Source organism: uncultured Capnocytophaga sp. (assembly GCF_938029845.1).
GTDB lineage: Bacteria > Bacteroidota > Bacteroidia > Flavobacteriales > Flavobacteriaceae > Capnocytophaga.
The window spans coordinates 41,863-58,877 of sequence record NZ_CALHGG010000168.1 but is presented as its reverse complement, the minus strand read 5'-3'; the positions used below and the strand labels follow the sequence as shown (position 1 = coordinate 58,877).

19 protein-coding genes are annotated in these 17,015 nt (G+C 55.4%); 3 read left to right on the top strand and 16 right to left on the bottom strand.

Translation table 11 applies throughout. From position 1 onward, the window contains the following. Positions 1-20 precede the first annotated feature (20 nt). The 16 genes from Q0625_RS12955 to Q0625_RS12880 form a co-directional block, all read right to left on the bottom strand. Positions 21-890: a toprim domain-containing protein gene (locus Q0625_RS12955; protein WP_007366501.1), complete on the bottom strand. Its 870-nt coding sequence runs from the start codon at positions 888-890 to the stop codon at positions 21-23. Between the two features lie 8 nt (positions 891-898). Beyond that, a complete protein-coding gene (locus Q0625_RS12950) occupies positions 899-1,474 on the bottom strand; it encodes a conjugal transfer protein TraO (protein WP_007366502.1) in 576 nt (191 codons plus the stop codon). 2 nt (positions 1,475-1,476) lie between these two features. Next, the gene (traN, locus tag Q0625_RS12945; protein WP_007366503.1) at positions 1,477-2,463 is read right to left on the bottom strand and encodes a conjugative transposon protein TraN; all 987 of its coding nucleotides are present in this window, start codon (positions 2,461-2,463) and stop codon (positions 1,477-1,479) included. Positions 2,464-2,518: 55 nt separating this feature from the next. After that, entirely contained in the window at positions 2,519-3,868 is a 1,350-nt protein-coding gene (gene traM, locus Q0625_RS12940) for a conjugative transposon protein TraM (protein ID WP_007366504.1), read from the bottom strand. Then, positions 3,849-4,157: a TraL conjugative transposon family protein gene (locus Q0625_RS12935; RefSeq protein ID WP_007366505.1), complete on the bottom strand. Its 309-nt coding sequence runs from the start codon at positions 4,155-4,157 to the stop codon at positions 3,849-3,851. The genes traM and Q0625_RS12935 overlap by 20 nt, the downstream gene beginning before the upstream one ends. Before the next feature lie 6 nt (positions 4,158-4,163). Further along, positions 4,164-4,787 carry a conjugative transposon protein TraK gene (gene traK, locus Q0625_RS12930; RefSeq protein ID WP_007366506.1) on the bottom strand — a complete coding sequence of 208 codons (624 nt, stop codon included), beginning with the start codon at positions 4,785-4,787 and terminating at the stop codon, positions 4,164-4,166. Between the two features lie 31 nt (positions 4,788-4,818). Further along, a complete protein-coding gene (gene traJ / locus Q0625_RS12925; protein WP_007366507.1) occupies positions 4,819-5,823 on the bottom strand; it encodes a conjugative transposon protein TraJ in 1,005 nt (334 codons plus the stop codon). A gap of 3 nt (positions 5,824-5,826) precedes the next feature. Further along, complete coding sequence (locus Q0625_RS12920; protein WP_007366508.1) at positions 5,827-6,456, bottom strand: DUF4141 domain-containing protein; 630 nt, start codon at positions 6,454-6,456, stop codon at positions 5,827-5,829. 23 nt (positions 6,457-6,479) lie between these two features. Beyond that, on the bottom strand, positions 6,480-6,860 hold the full coding sequence (locus Q0625_RS12915) for a DUF3876 domain-containing protein (protein ID WP_007366509.1): 381 nt from the start codon (positions 6,858-6,860) through the stop codon (positions 6,480-6,482). Between the two features lie 49 nt (positions 6,861-6,909). Continuing rightward, the gene (locus Q0625_RS12910; RefSeq protein WP_005850488.1) at positions 6,910-9,414 is read right to left on the bottom strand and encodes a TraG family conjugative transposon ATPase; all 2,505 of its coding nucleotides are present in this window, start codon (positions 9,412-9,414) and stop codon (positions 6,910-6,912) included. Further along, positions 9,411-9,743 carry a DUF4133 domain-containing protein gene (locus Q0625_RS12905; RefSeq protein WP_007366512.1) on the bottom strand — a complete coding sequence of 111 codons (333 nt, stop codon included), beginning with the start codon at positions 9,741-9,743 and terminating at the stop codon, positions 9,411-9,413. Before Q0625_RS12905 ends, Q0625_RS12910 begins: the two co-directional genes overlap by 4 nt. 10 nt (positions 9,744-9,753) lie before the next feature. After that, complete coding sequence (locus tag Q0625_RS12900) at positions 9,754-10,065, bottom strand: DUF4134 domain-containing protein (protein WP_009016663.1); 312 nt, start codon at positions 10,063-10,065, stop codon at positions 9,754-9,756. A 202-nt stretch (positions 10,066-10,267) separates the two neighbouring features. Further along, entirely contained in the window at positions 10,268-11,002 is a 735-nt protein-coding gene (locus tag Q0625_RS12895) for a hypothetical protein (RefSeq protein ID WP_007366514.1), read from the bottom strand. Positions 11,003-11,022: 20 nt separating this feature from the next. Then, positions 11,023-11,370 carry a DUF3408 domain-containing protein gene (locus Q0625_RS12890; protein WP_028899187.1) on the bottom strand — a complete coding sequence of 116 codons (348 nt, stop codon included), beginning with the start codon at positions 11,368-11,370 and terminating at the stop codon, positions 11,023-11,025. Positions 11,371-11,372: 2 nt separating this feature from the next. Further along, positions 11,373-11,813: a DUF3408 domain-containing protein gene (locus tag Q0625_RS12885; RefSeq protein WP_007366516.1), complete on the bottom strand. Its 441-nt coding sequence runs from the start codon at positions 11,811-11,813 to the stop codon at positions 11,373-11,375. 2 nt (positions 11,814-11,815) lie between these two features. Continuing rightward, positions 11,816-12,577, bottom strand: a complete 762-nt coding sequence (locus tag Q0625_RS12880) for a ParA family protein (protein ID WP_028899186.1) — start codon at positions 12,575-12,577, stop codon at positions 11,816-11,818. Positions 12,578-13,287: 710 nt separating this feature from the next. Here Q0625_RS12880 and mobA point away from each other — a divergent pair. Genes mobA through mobC form a run of 3 tightly spaced genes read left to right on the top strand, consistent with a single transcriptional unit; the run spans position 13,288 to position 16,983 of the window. Next, on the top strand, positions 13,288-13,713 hold the full coding sequence (gene mobA / locus Q0625_RS12875) for a conjugal transfer protein MobA (RefSeq protein ID WP_005944180.1): 426 nt from the start codon (positions 13,288-13,290) through the stop codon (positions 13,711-13,713). Next, positions 13,692-14,942, top strand: a complete 1,251-nt coding sequence (gene mobB, locus Q0625_RS12870) for a conjugal transfer protein MobB (protein WP_007366518.1) — start codon at positions 13,692-13,694, stop codon at positions 14,940-14,942. The genes mobA and mobB overlap by 22 nt, the downstream gene beginning before the upstream one ends. 31 nt (positions 14,943-14,973) lie before the next feature. After that, positions 14,974-16,983, top strand: coding sequence for a conjugal transfer protein MobC (gene mobC / locus Q0625_RS12865; protein ID WP_007366519.1), 2,010 nt, complete (start codon positions 14,974-14,976; stop codon positions 16,981-16,983). Positions 16,984-17,015: the final 32 nt, after the last annotated feature.

Genomic DNA, 17,015 nt, shown 5'->3' with positions numbered 1-17,015 from the left:
TTTGATTTTTAAGTTATTGTTCATTTCTTTTTTGCTGTCAGTTGCAGATACTCGTTCAAGTCCTTGCAACCGTCATAGAGTGCGGAACAGTTACAGACACGTCCGCCGTAGTGTCCTTTGAGGGCTTCCAGCGTCCTCCGCCCGGCTTCGTCACGGTCGAGGAAGCAGTCGATGCGCCCGTACCCGTCTAAGTGTTTTACCGCCTTACCCACGTTGGCGACGGAGTTCAGCACAAGGCTGTCGCCTGTTTCCAATCCAAGCGTGGCAGCGGAAAGGAAGTCCATAAATCCTTCAAATAAACTGCACACGCCAGTCGGAGAACTTTCCATTTTGACCAGCGACACATCCTTCGGCGGCACGCAACCCTTGAAATAACGGCTCCGGATTTCATAGCCGCCAACCACGTTCTGGAAACCGATTGCGAAATACCGTTTTCCACGCACGCCGTAGTTCAAGCGGCAGCAGTGACGGGATGCAACGGCATAAGGGATGCCCCGTTCCGCCAGATACTCTGTTAATGGTGAGCGGAGCAGTGGGACGGCTTCCACCCCCTCAAAGGCAGGTTCGGACGGTTCCGGCAGGTACAACGGCTTTTCCGATGCGACAAACGGCATACGGGCGGTTTCCGCTATGAATCTTGCCTGCGCCATGAAGTCACCGCTTCGGGCAAACTCCCCGGCAAGCGTGAAGATGTCACCGCCCTTGCCCAAACCGAAGTCGTACCAGAGCCGTTTCGCCACGTTCACACGGAAAGAGGGCGTGCGCTCACTGCGGTACGGCGCACGATACCAAAGTTCGTTTCCGCTCCTTCGGACAGGCTCATGCCCCAACCGCGCGAGAAAGTCCGCGAGGGATATTTGCCTCATGGTGTCTATATCCGTCCGTTCCATGCCGCGTGTCAGTTGATGACGAACTTGATGCCCACCCCGAATTGGGTATGGAACTTCTTCGTGTCGCCACCCCACAGGCAACGCTCCCGGAGGTTGGCGAGCAGGGCGATACGGTCAGCCACGTAAAACTCTACATCGAGCGTCAGCGCACCGCCGTAGATGAAGGCGTCCCGGTCGTGCAGTGTCGAACCGTCATGCAGCACTTTTTCGCCCCAATTCACCGATTCATACCCGGCGAGAGCCGAAGCCCCCGCATAGACGAACACGATTTTACGGGCATCGGAAAGTATCTTGAAATAGTAGCCGCCTTCCGCCGTGAACTGCGCCACAGGTATGGCGGTGTCCTTGTACGGGTTGTTTTTCAGGAGATACTCACCTCCGAACACCCATTTGTTCCCCTTCTTCGTGTAGGTGGAGAGAGCCGCCCCGAAACTGTACCCGCCGTCGTTGCCGCCGGGTTTGAAGCCGTCCGCCAGATTCGCCCTGACCTCGATGCCCTGCATCTTCGGCAGGCATCGCTGGGCGTGCGCCTGCCCCGTGAACAGGGCAAGCGACGCGATGATTATTGCGATGTACTTTCTCATGGTCAGCGCACTTGAAGTTCGTTGATGGTATTGGCGCGCACCAAGTCCTCGTTCTCGATCACGAAGGACTGGTGACGGCCGCCGTTCTTCTCGTTCAGCTCCACCACGAGGCACTTGCCGTCGGGTATGGTGAACTTCGCCATCGTGAAGACCGTGCGTTCGCTTTTTTTGCCCGGCACGAGCGTGGCGTAGTTCTGCGCGCGGAGCGGCAGGATGATACGCTCCTGCACGGCGGTACGCTTCGCCACCTTCTTGTCCACGATTTTCCATGTGATGTAGTCCACATCGAAAGGCACGTTGCTCTGGTTCTTGATTTCCGTGTGGAAATACAGAAGCCCGTTGTGCGTGTAGATGCCTTTCAGAAGGTACTGGATGCCGAAACGCTTGCAGCCGATATGCTTCACCTCACGTTTGTTCTGCTTGTGGATGGACTTCATGATAAGGCGCACCAGCATCGGACTTTCGCTGCCTAATTCTTTCAGGTAGATTTCCTGCGCGTTGTTCGGACGGTTCACCGCCTCGCCGTCATGGATGAAGTCGCACATCTCCACGTTGAGCAGCAGCGGTTCGGCGGCGTATTTCACGTTGAAGGTGTAGAAACTCCCGTCCTCCGTGATGACGGACATGTTGGTTTCGTTCGGGAAATTCCTCACGGTAGCCTTCACACGGATGACGTTCTCCGCTCCGTCGGCTTTGCCCGCAATCAGGTCGGGCGAGCCTAAATCGACATAGCGCACCTCCGCCGGGAAGATGACATGCACGGTCTTGTCGTAGGTCACTTCCAAGCCGTGCGGGGGAACCATGCGGTCAAAGCCCAGCTTTCTCGTCAGACCGTGATACAGGTCGCCGTCCGCCTCCTTCTGCGGATAGACCTCTTTTGTCAAGGTCAGTTCTTCACTTCCGTTGGTCGTTTCAACGGTTACGTTTTCCTGCGCGTTGGCAGTTGCGATGCCCATAGCGAGGGCAAACATCATGATTACTTTTCTCATTTTACTTTGAATTTAGTGGGTTGTTGTTATTGATTGGATTTCTTATGATTATACATCAGTTCTTCTCCTGATAGAGCATGACCCTGTACCCGGCTTTCAGATGCACTTTGACGGTGCGCATCTTCTTGGCAATGTACTGGCTCGTGCCTTGTATCAGCCCCTTGCCCAAGTCGGAGGCGAGCTGCGCCCCGGCATTGGTGGAGATGTTGATGCTACTGCCGAGCGAACCGCCCATGTTGGCGGCAACCTCCCTGACGGCGTTCATCTCCATCGAGTTGGGGATGAATATGCCGGGCTGCCCGTCCGTGTCATAGACCTCCAACTCCACCGGGATAACCGTACCGTCGTGTTCCAGCGAGGTGATTTCGATGCCGAGCCGTTCACCCTGAATCTTGGCTGCGCCGACCACCACCGCATTACGGGGGATGATCCGGTCTGCTACCGCCATCGGCTCCAACAGCCGCAACCTGACCGCCTGCCCGTCCGTCACGCTCTGCGCCCCATAGACGCATGCCGGTATGGTGTTCCTGTCCGGTACGGTTGTAACGCCCACCGCCGTGTTGAAACTGCGGTTGCGTTCCTGCGAGAAGGAAGCGACAAATTCGGCATTGCTCATGGGCTGTCCGAGCGAGGACACCACCTGATGCGTCACTTGCCTGACGGGTTTTGCCGTGTTCTTTCCGGTTTTCTGCACGGGGGACGGCTCTGCGGTCTGTCCCGCTGCCGCCTGCGTGCCGTTCTGACCGCCCATGTACTTCGCCGCCAGTTCGTAGGATTTTTCCATGAGTGCCACCTGCTCGTCCATCGTGGAGCTTCTCTCTTTTCCGCTTTCCAGTTCGGATTCGAGGGTGGCGATGCGTTCCAGCAGCTCGTCCATCTCCGCATTGTCGTTCTTCGGCTGCTCGTAGAAGTTGCCGAGCGTGGCATTGAGGTCACGGTAGGCGGCTGCCGAGGACTGGATGGTCTTCGGTGCTGGCTTCACCGCCTCTTCCGTTCCGCCGGGATTGGCAAGGTCGAAGTCGCTGTCCCCATCCGCTTCCACCGTTTCGCGGTCGAACAGGTCGCCCAACTGCTGCATGGCGCGGCTGCGGTTCTCCTGCCGTTCCTCCATTGCCCCCTGCTCGTAGGCTTTCGCCTTGTCACCGATAATCCGGCGGTTCTCCTTGTCCGCATCGGGCATCTCGATGTTGTAGCCGCTTGTTCCCGGCTCCTGCTCCTTGCCGGAGGACGGGGCGAATATCAGCCACATAGCCCCGATGAATACCAGCACCATAGCGGGAAGCACTATCATTTTCTGGCGTTTCAGCCGTTGGGCTTCGGTCAGCGGCTTGCGCTCCTTTTTCGGCTTGTCGTTGCCGGGAGCCGCCTTGTTTTCGTTCTTGGGTTCATTCTTCGTCTGTTCCATATAAATAAGGTATTACATTGTGATTGTTATCCGGCTTCACGGACAGTTCCACCTGTCCGGCATGGTCTATCTCCATCCGGCTGCCGTCATTCCTGCCGATGTCATAGACGGCTTTACCGAAGGTGTAGAGGGCAAGTGCGGCGAATGCGATGAGCATCGCCAGCACGATGCGCCTGCGTGTCTTCGGCGGCAAGCCGTCCAGATACCCTTTGAGCCGTTCCACCAGCATTTTCTTTTTGTCGTGGAGTTTCCAGTACGCACTCCACAGTGATTTCTTGATTTTCTTCATGTCCGTTTACCTTTTGATGGTTTGTAAATCTTTGTTCTCGATGATGGTGAATCCCTCGATGGTGAACCCGTTGGGGTTGTCGTCCGAACGGGACGAGTTCAAGAGGCGGCACGTGGTCACGAGGCTGCGCTCTGTGACGTTGCTCTGCCGGATGATTTTCTGCGTGGCGTAGGTCACGGTGCGGTAGGGATAGCCGTTGAAGTCGCACACCACGCTGTCCACCTTCAGCACTTGGTTGATGTTACCGGCGATGATGCGGTTGTAGTACCCCTTCTCGGCGAAGTCCGAATAGTAGTTGTACACGCTCTTGTCTGCCAGCAGCAACGCACGCTTCACGTTGTGTTCTATCGCGCTCTTTTCGGGCGAGAGCGTGAAGAACAGCTCGTGGAAGCGGCGCACATGCTCCCTCGCTTCCGCCGGACGGTTCTGCGAGAGGTCCTGCGAGAGTGCCAGCATCAGCGACTTGCCGTTGTCCAGCACATAGATCTTTTCCCGCTGCCGCTCCGCGAAGCGGTAGGAACTCCACACGCTCCATACCGTTATCACTGCGCACAGCGAGAGGAAGACGATACCGAACAGGCGTATCTGCCTGAACGATGATTCGATGTTTTTGAGTGACTTGAATTCCATTTTACTTTTTCCGTTTATAATTCCACATTGATTATTTCAGCAGTTTCCCGGCACGTCCGACCATGTTGCCTGCGGTAGCACCCGCCACGCTTCCCGCCATGCCTCCGGCGCGTCCCGCCATCTGGTTCACGTTGCGCCCGTAGCCGCCCATGCCCCCGGCTTGGATGATCCAGCCCGCCACCGTCGGAATGGTGAAGTAGCCGATGATGCCGATTATCATGAACACGATATACACCCCGTCGCTGGAATCCAGCGAGAAGTTGGGGTCGGTCTGCATGCGCTCGATGTCGCTCTGGAGCATCAACACCTGAATCTTGGCGAGTATGGTGCTGAATATGTCCGACACGGGCAGCCACAGATAGACCTGAATGTAGCGGCATATCCACTGCGTGAGCGTGCTTTGGAAGCCGTCCCACACCGATATGGCGAAGGCTATCGGACCGAGTATCGCCAGCACCACGAGGAAGAAGGTGCGGATGGTGTCTATCACGAGGGCGGCGGCTTGGAACATCAGTTCCAGTATCTCGCGGAAGAAGTCGCGGATGCCCTTCTTCATCTTGTACATCCCCCGGTCGATATACATCCCCGCCATCGTCACCATGTCGGAGGGCGACCAGCCCAATTCCTCCAGTTGCTTGTCAAACTCCTCGTTGGACACGAGGTAGGCGGTTTCGGGGTTGCGCACCATCGCCTCGTATTCCAGCCTGTCCTTCTGCTCCCGGTACTTGTTCATGTCCAAAGTCTGCGTTTCGAGCAGTTTCGCCGTACCCTGCACGACGGGCGAGAGGACGCTGTTTATCGTGCCAAGCACCACCGTAGGGAAGAACATGATGCACAGACCGACGGCAAAGGGACGGAGCATCGGGAAGACGTCTATCGGTTCGGCTCTCGCCAACGACTGCCATACCCGGTAGGCGACATAGAAGAGCGCGCCCAGCCCGGCGATGCCTTTCGCCACGCCCGCCATGTCGGCGCACAGCGGCATCATCTGCTCGTAGAGCGAGCGGAGAATCTGGTGAAGGTTGTCGAACTCCATAGGCTACCAGTATCTTTCGTTCATGCTCCCGTACAGCCCCATGATGCGGTCAAGGTCGTTTTTCTTCTTCGCACGCAGGTAGCTCACGCTGATATTCTTGTTGGTGTAGTAGCTCACGAGGTTGCGGTAACGCTTCATCTTGGAGTGGCAGCGTTCCACCACGTCCATGCGCTCCTTGTCCGTCATGGAGAGCGTGGTGATGTTCACCACGTTCTTCAACTCCGTAAGCACGTCATTGGATTCCTCCAGCAGCTTCGTGTACCCGAAGGCGATGGCTCCGAGTTCCTCCACCGTGAAGTTGTCGTCGCGCAGCATCTTCTGGAAGCTGGTCACGTAGATGTCCGTGATGTCGCCTACCATCAGTATGGTCTGCTGCACCTTGCGGGCGTCCTTGACCAGATTGTTCACGGATTTGAGGGCGTCGTAATACTTCTTGCCCTGCTCGTAGATTTTCACCGTTTCCTGAAAGTTATTCACCATGTTCGTGGCGGTCTTCGAGGTGTGGATGATGTTCTTCGAGGCATTGATGATGCCCTGCGCCAGATTGCCCGGATCGCTCACGACCCATTGGGCGGAAGCCCTGCCCGCGAGAAGCAGGCACAGGCAGATGACGAATGTTATTCTTGTTCTCATGTTTCTTTGGATTTTAGCGGTTCTTATTTTCCTGCCGGAGTTTCCGGCTGCGGCTTCACACGCACGTAGTCCCCGTTCGGTGAGAAGGTCAGCACGTCGGTGGCTTCGTTATACGCCACGTCGATGCGGAAGCCGGTGTTCATGAACAGGTTGCCGTTCTCCTCCTGCAAGAGGTAGGTTTCCGGTTTCAGCCTGCGGCGGATGCCGCTCCGTTTGAATACCGTCACCTTGTAGGCTTCGCCCTCCTTGTAGATAAGCACGTCGGGCTTGCCCTCCACGCTTTCCCAATTCCCGCACAGCAGGTCGCGGCGGTTCTCCGCCACGTCGCAGGATTGCAGCACCATGACCGCCAATCCGATCAGACACTTGCTGACTTGCAGCATCTTCATTCTTGATATGCTCATACGCTTTTCTTTTTTCGTTGATAAATCTGTTTTACCGATTATTGATTACTTACTGCTTGTTTCTCCGTCTTTCGGCAAGCTGTCGGATGGCGGCTTCGATGTCGCCGCCCAATTGCTCCGCCAGACGGTACACCTCCACCTTTTCCGTTTCCTCGGTGGTGTACGCCAGATACTCTTCCGCGCTCACCTCGGTGGCATAGACCGCCGACTGCGTGCCGCCCAAGCCTATCCACACCTCCTTGTAGAGCCGTGAGGGGTTGTTCGCCATGTTGATGGAGAGTATCTGCGACTTCTCCTTCTCCGTCAGTCCGAGCAACGCCTGAATCTGGTCGAACTTGTTCATGTACTTGCGCTGGTCAAGCAGGATTTTACAGTCCGAGTTGTTGATGATGCTCTCCTTGACGACGGGCGAGGAAATGATGTCGTCCACCTCCTGCGTCACCACGATTGCCTCACCGAAGTATTTGCGCACCGTCTTGTACATATAGCGCAGGTAATCAGCCATGTTCGCCGACGAGAGAGCCTTCCAAGCCTCTTCCACGATAAGCTGCTTTCTCACACCTTTCAGACGCCGCATCTTGTTGATGAAGGCTTCCATGATGATGATGGTCACTACCGGGAACAGTTCGCGGTTGTCCTTGATGGAATCGATCTCGAAGACGATGAACCGTTTGCCCAGCAGGTCGATGTTCTCCGCCGAGTTGAGCAGGAAGTCGTAGCGTCCGCCCCGGTAATACTGCCGCATGGTGGTGAGCATGTTGTCGATGTTGAAGTCCTCCTTCTCCACCTTGATGTCGCGTTCCGCCAGTTCCCTGCGGTAGTCGTCGCGCATGTACTCGTAGAAGGTGTTGAACGAGGGGACGATGCTCCGGTCAGCCCTGATGCGCTCGATGTAGGCACTCACGGCACTGCCCAATTCCCCGCTTTCGGTTTTCGTCACCTTGTCGTCCTCCGACTTCCAGAGCGTCAGCAGCAGCGTCTTTATGCTGTCCTTTTTCTCCACGTCGAACACGTAGTCGTCGGTATAGAACGGGTTGAAGCTGATGGGCTTCTCCTCCGTGTAGGTAAAATACACGCCGTCCGTGCCGCCCGTCTTGCGCCGTATCATCTCGCATAGCCCTTGATAGGAGTTTCCCGTGTCCACCAATACCACATGCGCGCCCTGCTCGTAGTATTGCCGCACGAGGTGGTTCATGAAGAACGACTTGCCACTGCCCGAAGGACCTAATACGAACTTGTTACGGTTCGTGGTGATGCCCCGCTTCATCGGCAGGTCACTGATGTCGAGGTGCAGCGGTTTTCCCGTGAGCCTGTCCACCATCTTGATGCCGAAGGGCGAGAGCGAGCTGCGGTAGTTGGTTTCCTCCGTGAAGAGGCACACCGCCTGTTCGATGAAGGTGTGGAAACTCTCTTCCGCCGGAAAGTCCGCCGCGTTGCCGGGCATAGCCGCCCAATAAAGTGTCGGGCAGTCGATGGTGTTGTGGCGCGGCACGCACTCCATGCTTGCCAGCTGGCTGCCCACGTCGTTCTTTATGTGCTTCAGCTCTTCCGCGTCGTCGCTCCACGCCATGACGTTGAAGTGCGCCCGCACCGAGGTCAGCCCGTAGGAGTGCGCCTCGTTCAGGTAGCGGTCTATCCACTCGCGGTTGATGCTGTTGCTCCGGCTGTATCGGGATAACGACTGCATATTCCTTGCGGACTTCTCGAATTTTTGAAGGTTCTCCTCGCTGTTGTCGATAATCACGTACTGGTTGTAAATGTGGTTGCAGGAGAGCAGCAGCCCCACCGGGGAGGCGAAGGAGAGGCGGCAGTCCGAGCGGTCGGTGGAGAGTTTCTCATACCGTGTGTCGGTAGCCACCGTGCCGGGAAGGTCTTCCGCGTCGGACAGGGTGTGCAGGCACAGGCGATTGTCGCCGATGCGCATCTCCCGTGCCGAGAGGTCTATGTCCTGTAACGTGGCGTCGCCTTCGGGCATGAGCGAGAAGTAACGCTCTATCAGTCCGGCTTTGCCGTCTGTCCCCACGATCTCGTCGGTGGAGAGGCGGCGCAGCCTGACAAAGCCGCTGTCGTTGATGATGCGCTCGAACTGTTCCGCAGCCTCCATGAACTTCGCGGCTGTTTCCTTGTCCAGTTCCTTCGGGATGATATGCCCCCGGCACAGCGTGCTGAAATTGCTCTGCATCCGGTTACGCTCCTTCGTCGTCTTGGTCAGGTAGAGGTAGCACGTGTGCTTCAGGTACGGTCGCTCGTTGAAGTGCCGCTCGAAAGAGCGGCTCAAAAAACTCATGTCGTCCTTGTGAAGTTCCGGCGTGTACTTCTCCTTGATGAACCAGTCCTGCTTGTGGACGACGGAGAAGTCCGGCAGCACCTTGATCGCCTTGCACCAGCAGCCGTGTATAGCCTCGTACTCCGCACCCGTCACGGTATAAAGCTCCGGCAGTTCCACCTCGAAAGCCACCGTGATGTCGGCGTCTTTGGAGATGATGCAACCTTGCTCCACCGCCAATAGCGGGAACTTGTTTTCCAGTGTTGTCATTTTGGATGTATTCCTCATGTCGTTTCTTCCTTTCGTTTCCGTTTGAATAATCGGGTGATCCGCCGCCGGTTGATAAGGTATCGGGGATGGCTCCTTGTTGCCCCTAATTTCATCAGTCCGTGTTCGCCGTACCGGGCGTTCAGCGCGAAGGTCTGCCATACGAGGATGGAAGACGATGCCACGCCGAAGCCGATACATACCCACTGGTCGATGCCGACCATGTAGAGGATGACGAACAGGACGAAGAGAGCCAGCAGACCTCCGCAGAAGATGAAGAGGTACTGAGCCTTCAAACCCTTGAACTCTACCGGACGGCCGATACCCTTGTTTATCGGGTATTCAGCCATACATTGTTTATTAAAGGAAGAATGAGCGCAGGATGGTGGCGGCGACAATCAGGAAGATGCACGCCCCGAACCACGAGGCGGCAGTCTTGGATGTGTCGGGATCGCCGGACGAGAATTTCCCATACACTTTCACGCCCCCGATAAGCCCGACTACCGCGCCGATGGCGTAGATGAGTTTCGTGCCGGGGTCGAAGTACGAACTCACCATAGAGGTGGCTTCGTTGATGCCCGCGATGCCGTTTCCCTGCGCGAAGGCGGAGGCGGTTGCGGCAACCAGAAGTGCCGCAGAGAGGATAAGTTTCTGTCTGTTGTTCTTGTTCATAAACTGTTCTTGTTTTGTGCCGTCCAAAGGGTGGATGGTCCTTTGTCGGGCGGTTGATACTCGATTACTTTACTTTGGTTTAGTGGGTTGCCCGTTTGTTTCTACGGACTTGGGTGTGTCCGTTGCGAATTGGCTGTACCTTGTACCGCCGTGCGCGTGGGTGATGCCGTCTTACGTTTTCATTCTCATTCTTTTTTAGTCGTTATACATAGTTGCGGATGTCGAAGTTCTCAATACTGTCCGGGACGACAAAATCCTTTTTCGGTTTATTCTTCTTCAGCCGGATTTCGATAAGTCCCTTGATGCGGATGCTCATTTCAGACGAGCCGGTCATCAGCTTCTCGTACAGCTCCGTCCCTTCCATGTCGGTGAAGACCTTTGCCGCCCGCTCCCGTTCCGTCGTTGTCGCTTCCGGGTTCTTGGCGGTTCTGACCGCATCGTCTATCTCGTCGAAACTGCTTCCCGATGCCCTCGGCGCGTCGGGCGTTTCTTCCTCCGGCTCGTCCTCCCCGAACTCCAGTTCCGAAGGCGTGAGGCTCGTGAAGGTTTCGTCGAGTTTATCCTCCGGGACTTGTGCGGGACGGGACACGGTTTCCGTGTTTCCGTCGTCAAAAGTAGTCTCTTCCTCCGTCAGCTCAATGCCTTTTTCCGAAGTGGCGGCTTCTTGCGTCGGTATGGCAGCGGTTGTCCGGGGCGATGCCATCCTGAAACGGCTCTTGCCGATGATGTCCGGGGTGTCTGCGGGCGGTGTGTCCCTTACCGTTTCGGGCTTTGCCGCCGTGCCGCCCAACGACCGCCACACTCCGGCTATGCTTCTTAGGAAGCGGACAAGTCTGGTTTCCATGATCCTGTCATAAAGGAGCAGGAACAGGAACCACAGGTTGCAGCCGACCGATACGGTCAGCAGAATATCAGTCATGCTTATTGTTTCACTCATGCACGTTCTCTTTTTGAGGGTTAAAATACTGCGTCGTAATTCTGGGCGTAAAGGCTCTTTATCGCCTCCTCGCACTGGTTGAAGTGGTGCGTAAGCACATGGTCGATGTAGGCGGACAGCGACAATTTGTCATGCCCGATCACACGGGTGATGCGCATGATGCGGTCGTGGTACTCCGGACGCACATACGCCATCTTTCCCTCGCGTGCCTTCACTTCGGCTTCACGGATGAACAGCCGTTCATAGTCCTTTTCACCGCATTTGCCGCCTAACGGCACGGGGGATAGGATTTCCACACTCGCCTGCACTTGGGCAAGCATACCGCCGCCGTCATGCTGCGGACTTCTGTTTTTCTGGTTCTTTTCCATATTCAAATCAAGTCTTCACGTTGTTTCTTGTACAGTTCGTTTATTTTCTCCTTGTGCTGTTCCAGATGTTGGCGCAGCACGGTGTCCACGTAGCCGCCTACCGAGATTTCACGCCCGGCGATGTCGTTCACGATTTTGAGAATCTTGCTGTGGACATCGCGGCTGATATAGACGCACTGGCGCGTCTTTATCTCGTTGCGGCGGAGGAACAGCCCGGAATAGTCGTCCTCCTGCCGTTTGCGGCGGACAGTGTCCCTCTGCGGTTTTTCCTTTGCCGTGTATTGCGCGGGCGGCGGTTCCGTTTCAGGGACGCTTTTTTCTTCGGGAGCAGGCGCGGGCGGCTCCTGCGCGTGGTACAGGGTCCCGTCCTGCCTGCGTCTGCCGATGGAGGCTATCAACAGTTCCTCGTCAATGCCTTCGGTGTTCACTTTCCTGCTGCCCATGATTATTGAGGTCTGATGATACGGCTTATCTCTTCCGAGAACTCACGGATGCCGCTCCCTTTCAGCAGGGACGCATCCATCGGGAAGATGGTCGAGCGGAACACGCTCTTGCGCTCTTCCGAGAGGTCGCGCCGGAACTTCTTGCTGTCGGGCAGGCGGGTGGACAGCACCGGCAGCCCCATCTCGGCGATCACATCCTCATACAGGTCGTAAAGCCCGTTCTTCTCCCTGCCGTCCACCATCGTCCAGAACAGGTACAGCCCTTTTGTTTTCGCCTGTCCCGTCGTCATGAGGTTGTCACGGAACATCACAGCGAATTGCAGGGTGCTTTCCACGACAAAACGGTCGGCACTCATGGGCGCGAAGATGTAGTCCATCTGCGAGAGGGTCTTGACCACGCCGTTGCTTTTCAGGGTTCCCGGCATGTCGAAAAACACGATGTCGGGTTTCACCTCTTCTTCGGCAAGCATCCTTTCGGCATCATCGAGGGCGTTAAGGGCGTCGCTTGCGATGACCGGGTAGGCGTTCTTCCTTATCTTGCGGAAGTGGTCACACGCGAGTGCCTTGAAATAGAGGCTCCCGCCGATAAGTCCCGTTTCACGTTCACGCAACCCGTGTATGCTGTGCTGCGGGGTGTCGCAGTCTATGACTGCGACATTGTGTCCTTTCACGTTGTGGAGGTAGTTGGCGGCAAGTGCCGTGACGGTGGATTTGCCGATACCCCCTTTCTGTGTTGCGAATGCAACGAATGTTTCATTACTCATGGTTCTGTTGGTTTTAATGGTTGATGAATTGTTTTCCTGCTCCGATACGGAATCGGTGACATGTATATCCGCGTCCGCGAATCTCTGACTGTCCGGTTCGTCACGTATCCGCTTCAACGGTGGGGCAGGGATTCGGATAACTGATGAATGACGACATTGCGTCATGAAGTCATTGAATCCGTGAATCACCGCGTCATTGTAAAACCGGGTATCCGAAGGTTCGGGTATCCGGTCAGGCAAATAGCCGCCGAAGCGGTTTGCCGGATATTTGAAAGCCTCATTTTTCATATCTTCAAATCGTTCGTTTCTTGAATCATGCTGCAAATAAACAAGGATATTTTTGAACCTGTATCACTTCCCCGACAAGTGGCGGCATGTTGCGCCGGTTGGCACTGATTGTCCGGGTCAAGCCTCTGTCCGATACCGCTTTAAGGGCGTAACTTTGCACCCGAACGGCAGGGTTCGCCGCAGGTGGCGCAGCCCGGAGTTTGAAAGGCATTCCCCCAATCCGGCCCCGACGGATTTTTATGTTCGCCTGAACATAGCAAGATGTCTTTTCAGCCGCTCAAAACGTTTTGAGCAGCCACGAAAAGCACTTGCCCTTGCAGGGGGCGGGCTTCCTCTCCGAAGTCGGGAAGCTTTTCAAACCTGCGGTGTCTGTGACCCCAAGCGGCGGCTTATGCCGTCCATCCGCTAAATCCAAAGTTTATATGAAAGAGAAAAGAAACAAGACCGGGAGAAATCCCAAACTTGATCCGGCGGTATTCCGCTACACCGTCCGTTTCAACGAGGAGGAACACAACCGTTTCCTCGCCATGTTCGAGAAGTCGGGCGTTTACGCCAAGTCGGTTTTCATCAAGGCGCACTTCTTCGGGCAGCCGTTCAGGGTGCTGAAAGTGGACAGGACGCTGGTGGATTACTACACCAGACTGTCCGATTTCCATGCGCAGTTCCGCGCGGTAGGCACGAACTACAACCAAGTCGTGAAGGAACTCAGGCTGCATTTTTCCGAGAAAAAGGCAATGGCGTTGCTCTACAAGCTGGAGCAACAGACCGTCGAACTCGTGAAACTGAGCCGTCAGATTGTGGAACTTTCAAGGGAAATGGAGGCGAAATGGTCGCAAAAATCAGTGTAGGAAAGTCGCTGTACGGCGCACTTGCCTACAACGGGGAAAAGATCAACGAGGCGAAAGGGCGTCTGCTCACCACCAACCGCATCTACAATGACGGCACGGGGACGGTGGACATACGCAAGGCGATGGAGGGTTTTCTCGCCTGTATGCCGGAGCATACGAGGGTGGAGAAACCGGTACTCCATATCTCGCTCAACCCGCATCCCGACGATGTGCTGACCGATACGGAATTGCAGGACATCGCACGCGAGTATCTGGAAAAACTCGGCTACGGGGACCAGCCGTATCTTATTGTAAAGCACGAGGACATAGACCGCCACCACCTGCACATCGTGACAATCAATGTGGACGAGAAAGGCAGGCGGCTCAATCAGGATTTCCTTTTCCGCCGCAGCGACCGCATCCGGCGGGAACTGGAACAAAAGTACGGGCTGCACCCGGCGGAACGTAAGAATCAACGGATAGAGAACCCTCTGCGAAAGGTGGACGCTTCGGCGGGCGACGTGAAAAGGCAGGTCGGGAATACCGTCAAGGCTCTGAGTGGACAGTACCGTTTCCAGACGATGGGCGAATATCGCGCCCTCCTTTCCTTATATAATATGACGGTGGAGGAAGCGCGGGGAAACGTGTGCGGGCGTGAGTATCACGGGCTGGTCTATTCCGTCACCGATGATGCCGGGAACAAGACGGGCAACCCGTTCAAGTCCTCGCTTTTCGGGAAGTCCGCAGGCTATGAAGCCGTGCAGAAGAAGTTTGCCCGTTCCAAGCAGGAGATTAAGGACCGGAAACTCGCCGACATGACAAAACGCACCGTCCTTTCCGTGCTTGAAGGCACGTATGACAAGGAGAAGTTCGTTTCGCGGCTCAGGGAGAAGGGTATCGACACCGTGCTGCGCTACACGGAGGAAGGGCGCATCTACGGAGCCACGTTTATCGACCATCGCACGGGCTGCGTGCTGAACGGCTCGCGCATGGGCAAGGAACTTTCCGCCAACGCTTTGCAGGAACACTTCACGCTGCCTTATGCCGGACAGCCACCGATTCCGCTTTCCGTTCCGGTGGAAACAGTAGAGGATATGCGCGAACAGACAGCATCCGACCACGAGAACACGGCGGGAGGTATCGGTCTGCTCACTCCCGAAGGTCCGGCTGTGGATGCCGAGGAGGAAGCCTTTATCCGGGCGATGCAGCGCAAGAAGAAAAAGAAAAGGCGCAAGGGTTTGGGAATGTAATCGAGGTATCAACATCAAAATTTTTCAATCTATGTCACAACAAGAAGACGATTTGAGGGCATTGGCGAAAATCATGGATTTTCTGCGTGCCGTGAGTATTATTTTAGTGGTCATGAACGTGTACTGGTTCTGCTATGAAGCCATACGGCTCTGGAGCGTGGACATCGGCGTGGTGGACAGAATCCTGATGAATTTCAACCGCACGGCGGGGCTGTTCCGTTCCATCCTCTACACGAAACTGTTTGCCGTCCTCCTCCTTGCCCTGTCCTGTCTGGGAACGAAGGGCGTCAAGGGAGAGAAAATTACTTGGGGACGGATCTGGACGGCTCTTGCCGCAGGGTTCGTACTGTTCTTCCTCAACTGGTGGATACTGGCGTTGCCGCTACCGGTTGAAGCGGTGACGGGGCTTTACGTGCTGACCGTAGGCACGGGCTATGTATGCCTGCTGATGGGCGGTCTGTGGATGAGCCGCCTGTTGAAACACAACCTCATGGATGACGTGTTCAACAACGAGAACGAGAGCTTCATGCAGGAAACACGGCTCATCGAAAGCGAGTATTCGGTCAATCTGCCCACCCGCTTTTATTACAGGAAACGTTGGAACAACGGCTGGATTAACGTAGTGAATCCCTTCAGGGCTTCCATCGTATTGGGTACGCCGGGCAGCGGAAAGTCATACGCGGTGGTAAACAATTTTATCAAGCAGCAGATTGAGAAGGGCTTCTCGATGTATGTTTACGACTTCAAATTCAGCGACTTGTCCACGATAGCCTATAATCATCTGCTCAACCACCCGGAGGGATACAAGGTGAAGCCGAAGTTCTACGTGATAAACTTCGATGACCCGCGACGCTCGCACCGTTGCAATCCCATTCACCCGGACTTCATGGAGGATATTACGGACGCTTACGAAAGCGCGTACACCATCATGCTCAACTTAAACAAGAGTTGGGTGCAGAAGCAGGGCGACTTCTTTGTGGAATCGCCCATCATCCTCTTCGCGGCTATCATCTGGTATCTTAAAATTTTCCAAAATGGCAAGTATTGCACGTTCCCCCATGCCATCGAGTTCCTGAACCGCCGTTACGAGGATATCTTCCCGATACTGACATCTTACCCGGAATTGGAGAACTATCTCTCACCGTTCATGGACGCGTGGCTCGGAGGGGCTGCCGAGCAGTTGATGGGGCAGATTGCATCGGCGAAAATCCCGCTGTCACGCATGATTTCCCCGCAGCTCTATTGGGTGATGTCGGACAGTGAGTTCACGCTGGACATCAACAATCCCAAAGAGCCGAAAATACTCTGCGTGGGCAACAATCCGGACCGTCAGAACATTTACGGGGCGGCTCTCGGTCTGTATAATTCCCGTATCGTGAAGCTCATCAACAAGAAAGGGATGTTGAAGTCGTCAGTTATCATCGACGAGCTTCCGACGATATATTTCAAGGGGCTGGACAACCTTATCGCCACCGCACGAAGCAACAAGGTTGCCGTATGTCTGGGATTTCAGGATTTCAGCCAGTTGGTGCGTGACTACGGGGACAAGGAGGCGAAAGTGGTGATGAACACCGTCGGCAATATTTTCTCCGGTCAGGTGGTGGGCGAAACCGCCAAGACGCTCTCGGAACGGTTCGGAAAGGTGTTGCAGAAACGGCAGTCCATTTCCATCAACAGGCAGGATGTTTCCACCTCCATCAACACGCAGATGGACGCGCTTATCCCGCCGAGCAAGATTTCCGGCTTGACGCAGGGAATGTTTGTCGGTTCGGTGTCCGACAACTTCAACGAACGTATAGAACAGAAGATTTTCCACTGTGAGATTGTCGTGGATGCCGAGAAGGTCAAGCGCGAGGAGAAAGCCTACAAGCCGATACCCGTAATTACTGACTTCACGGACGAGGATGGCAAAGACTGCATGAAGGAAACAGTGCAGGCGAATTACAGGCGTATCAAGGAGGAGGTGAAACAGATTGTCGCCGACGAGCTGGAACGCATCGCGGGTGACGAAAATCTGAAACATCTGTTGCAGCAGAAATAGTATATCCGTTTATATATGGAAAATCCGTAGCC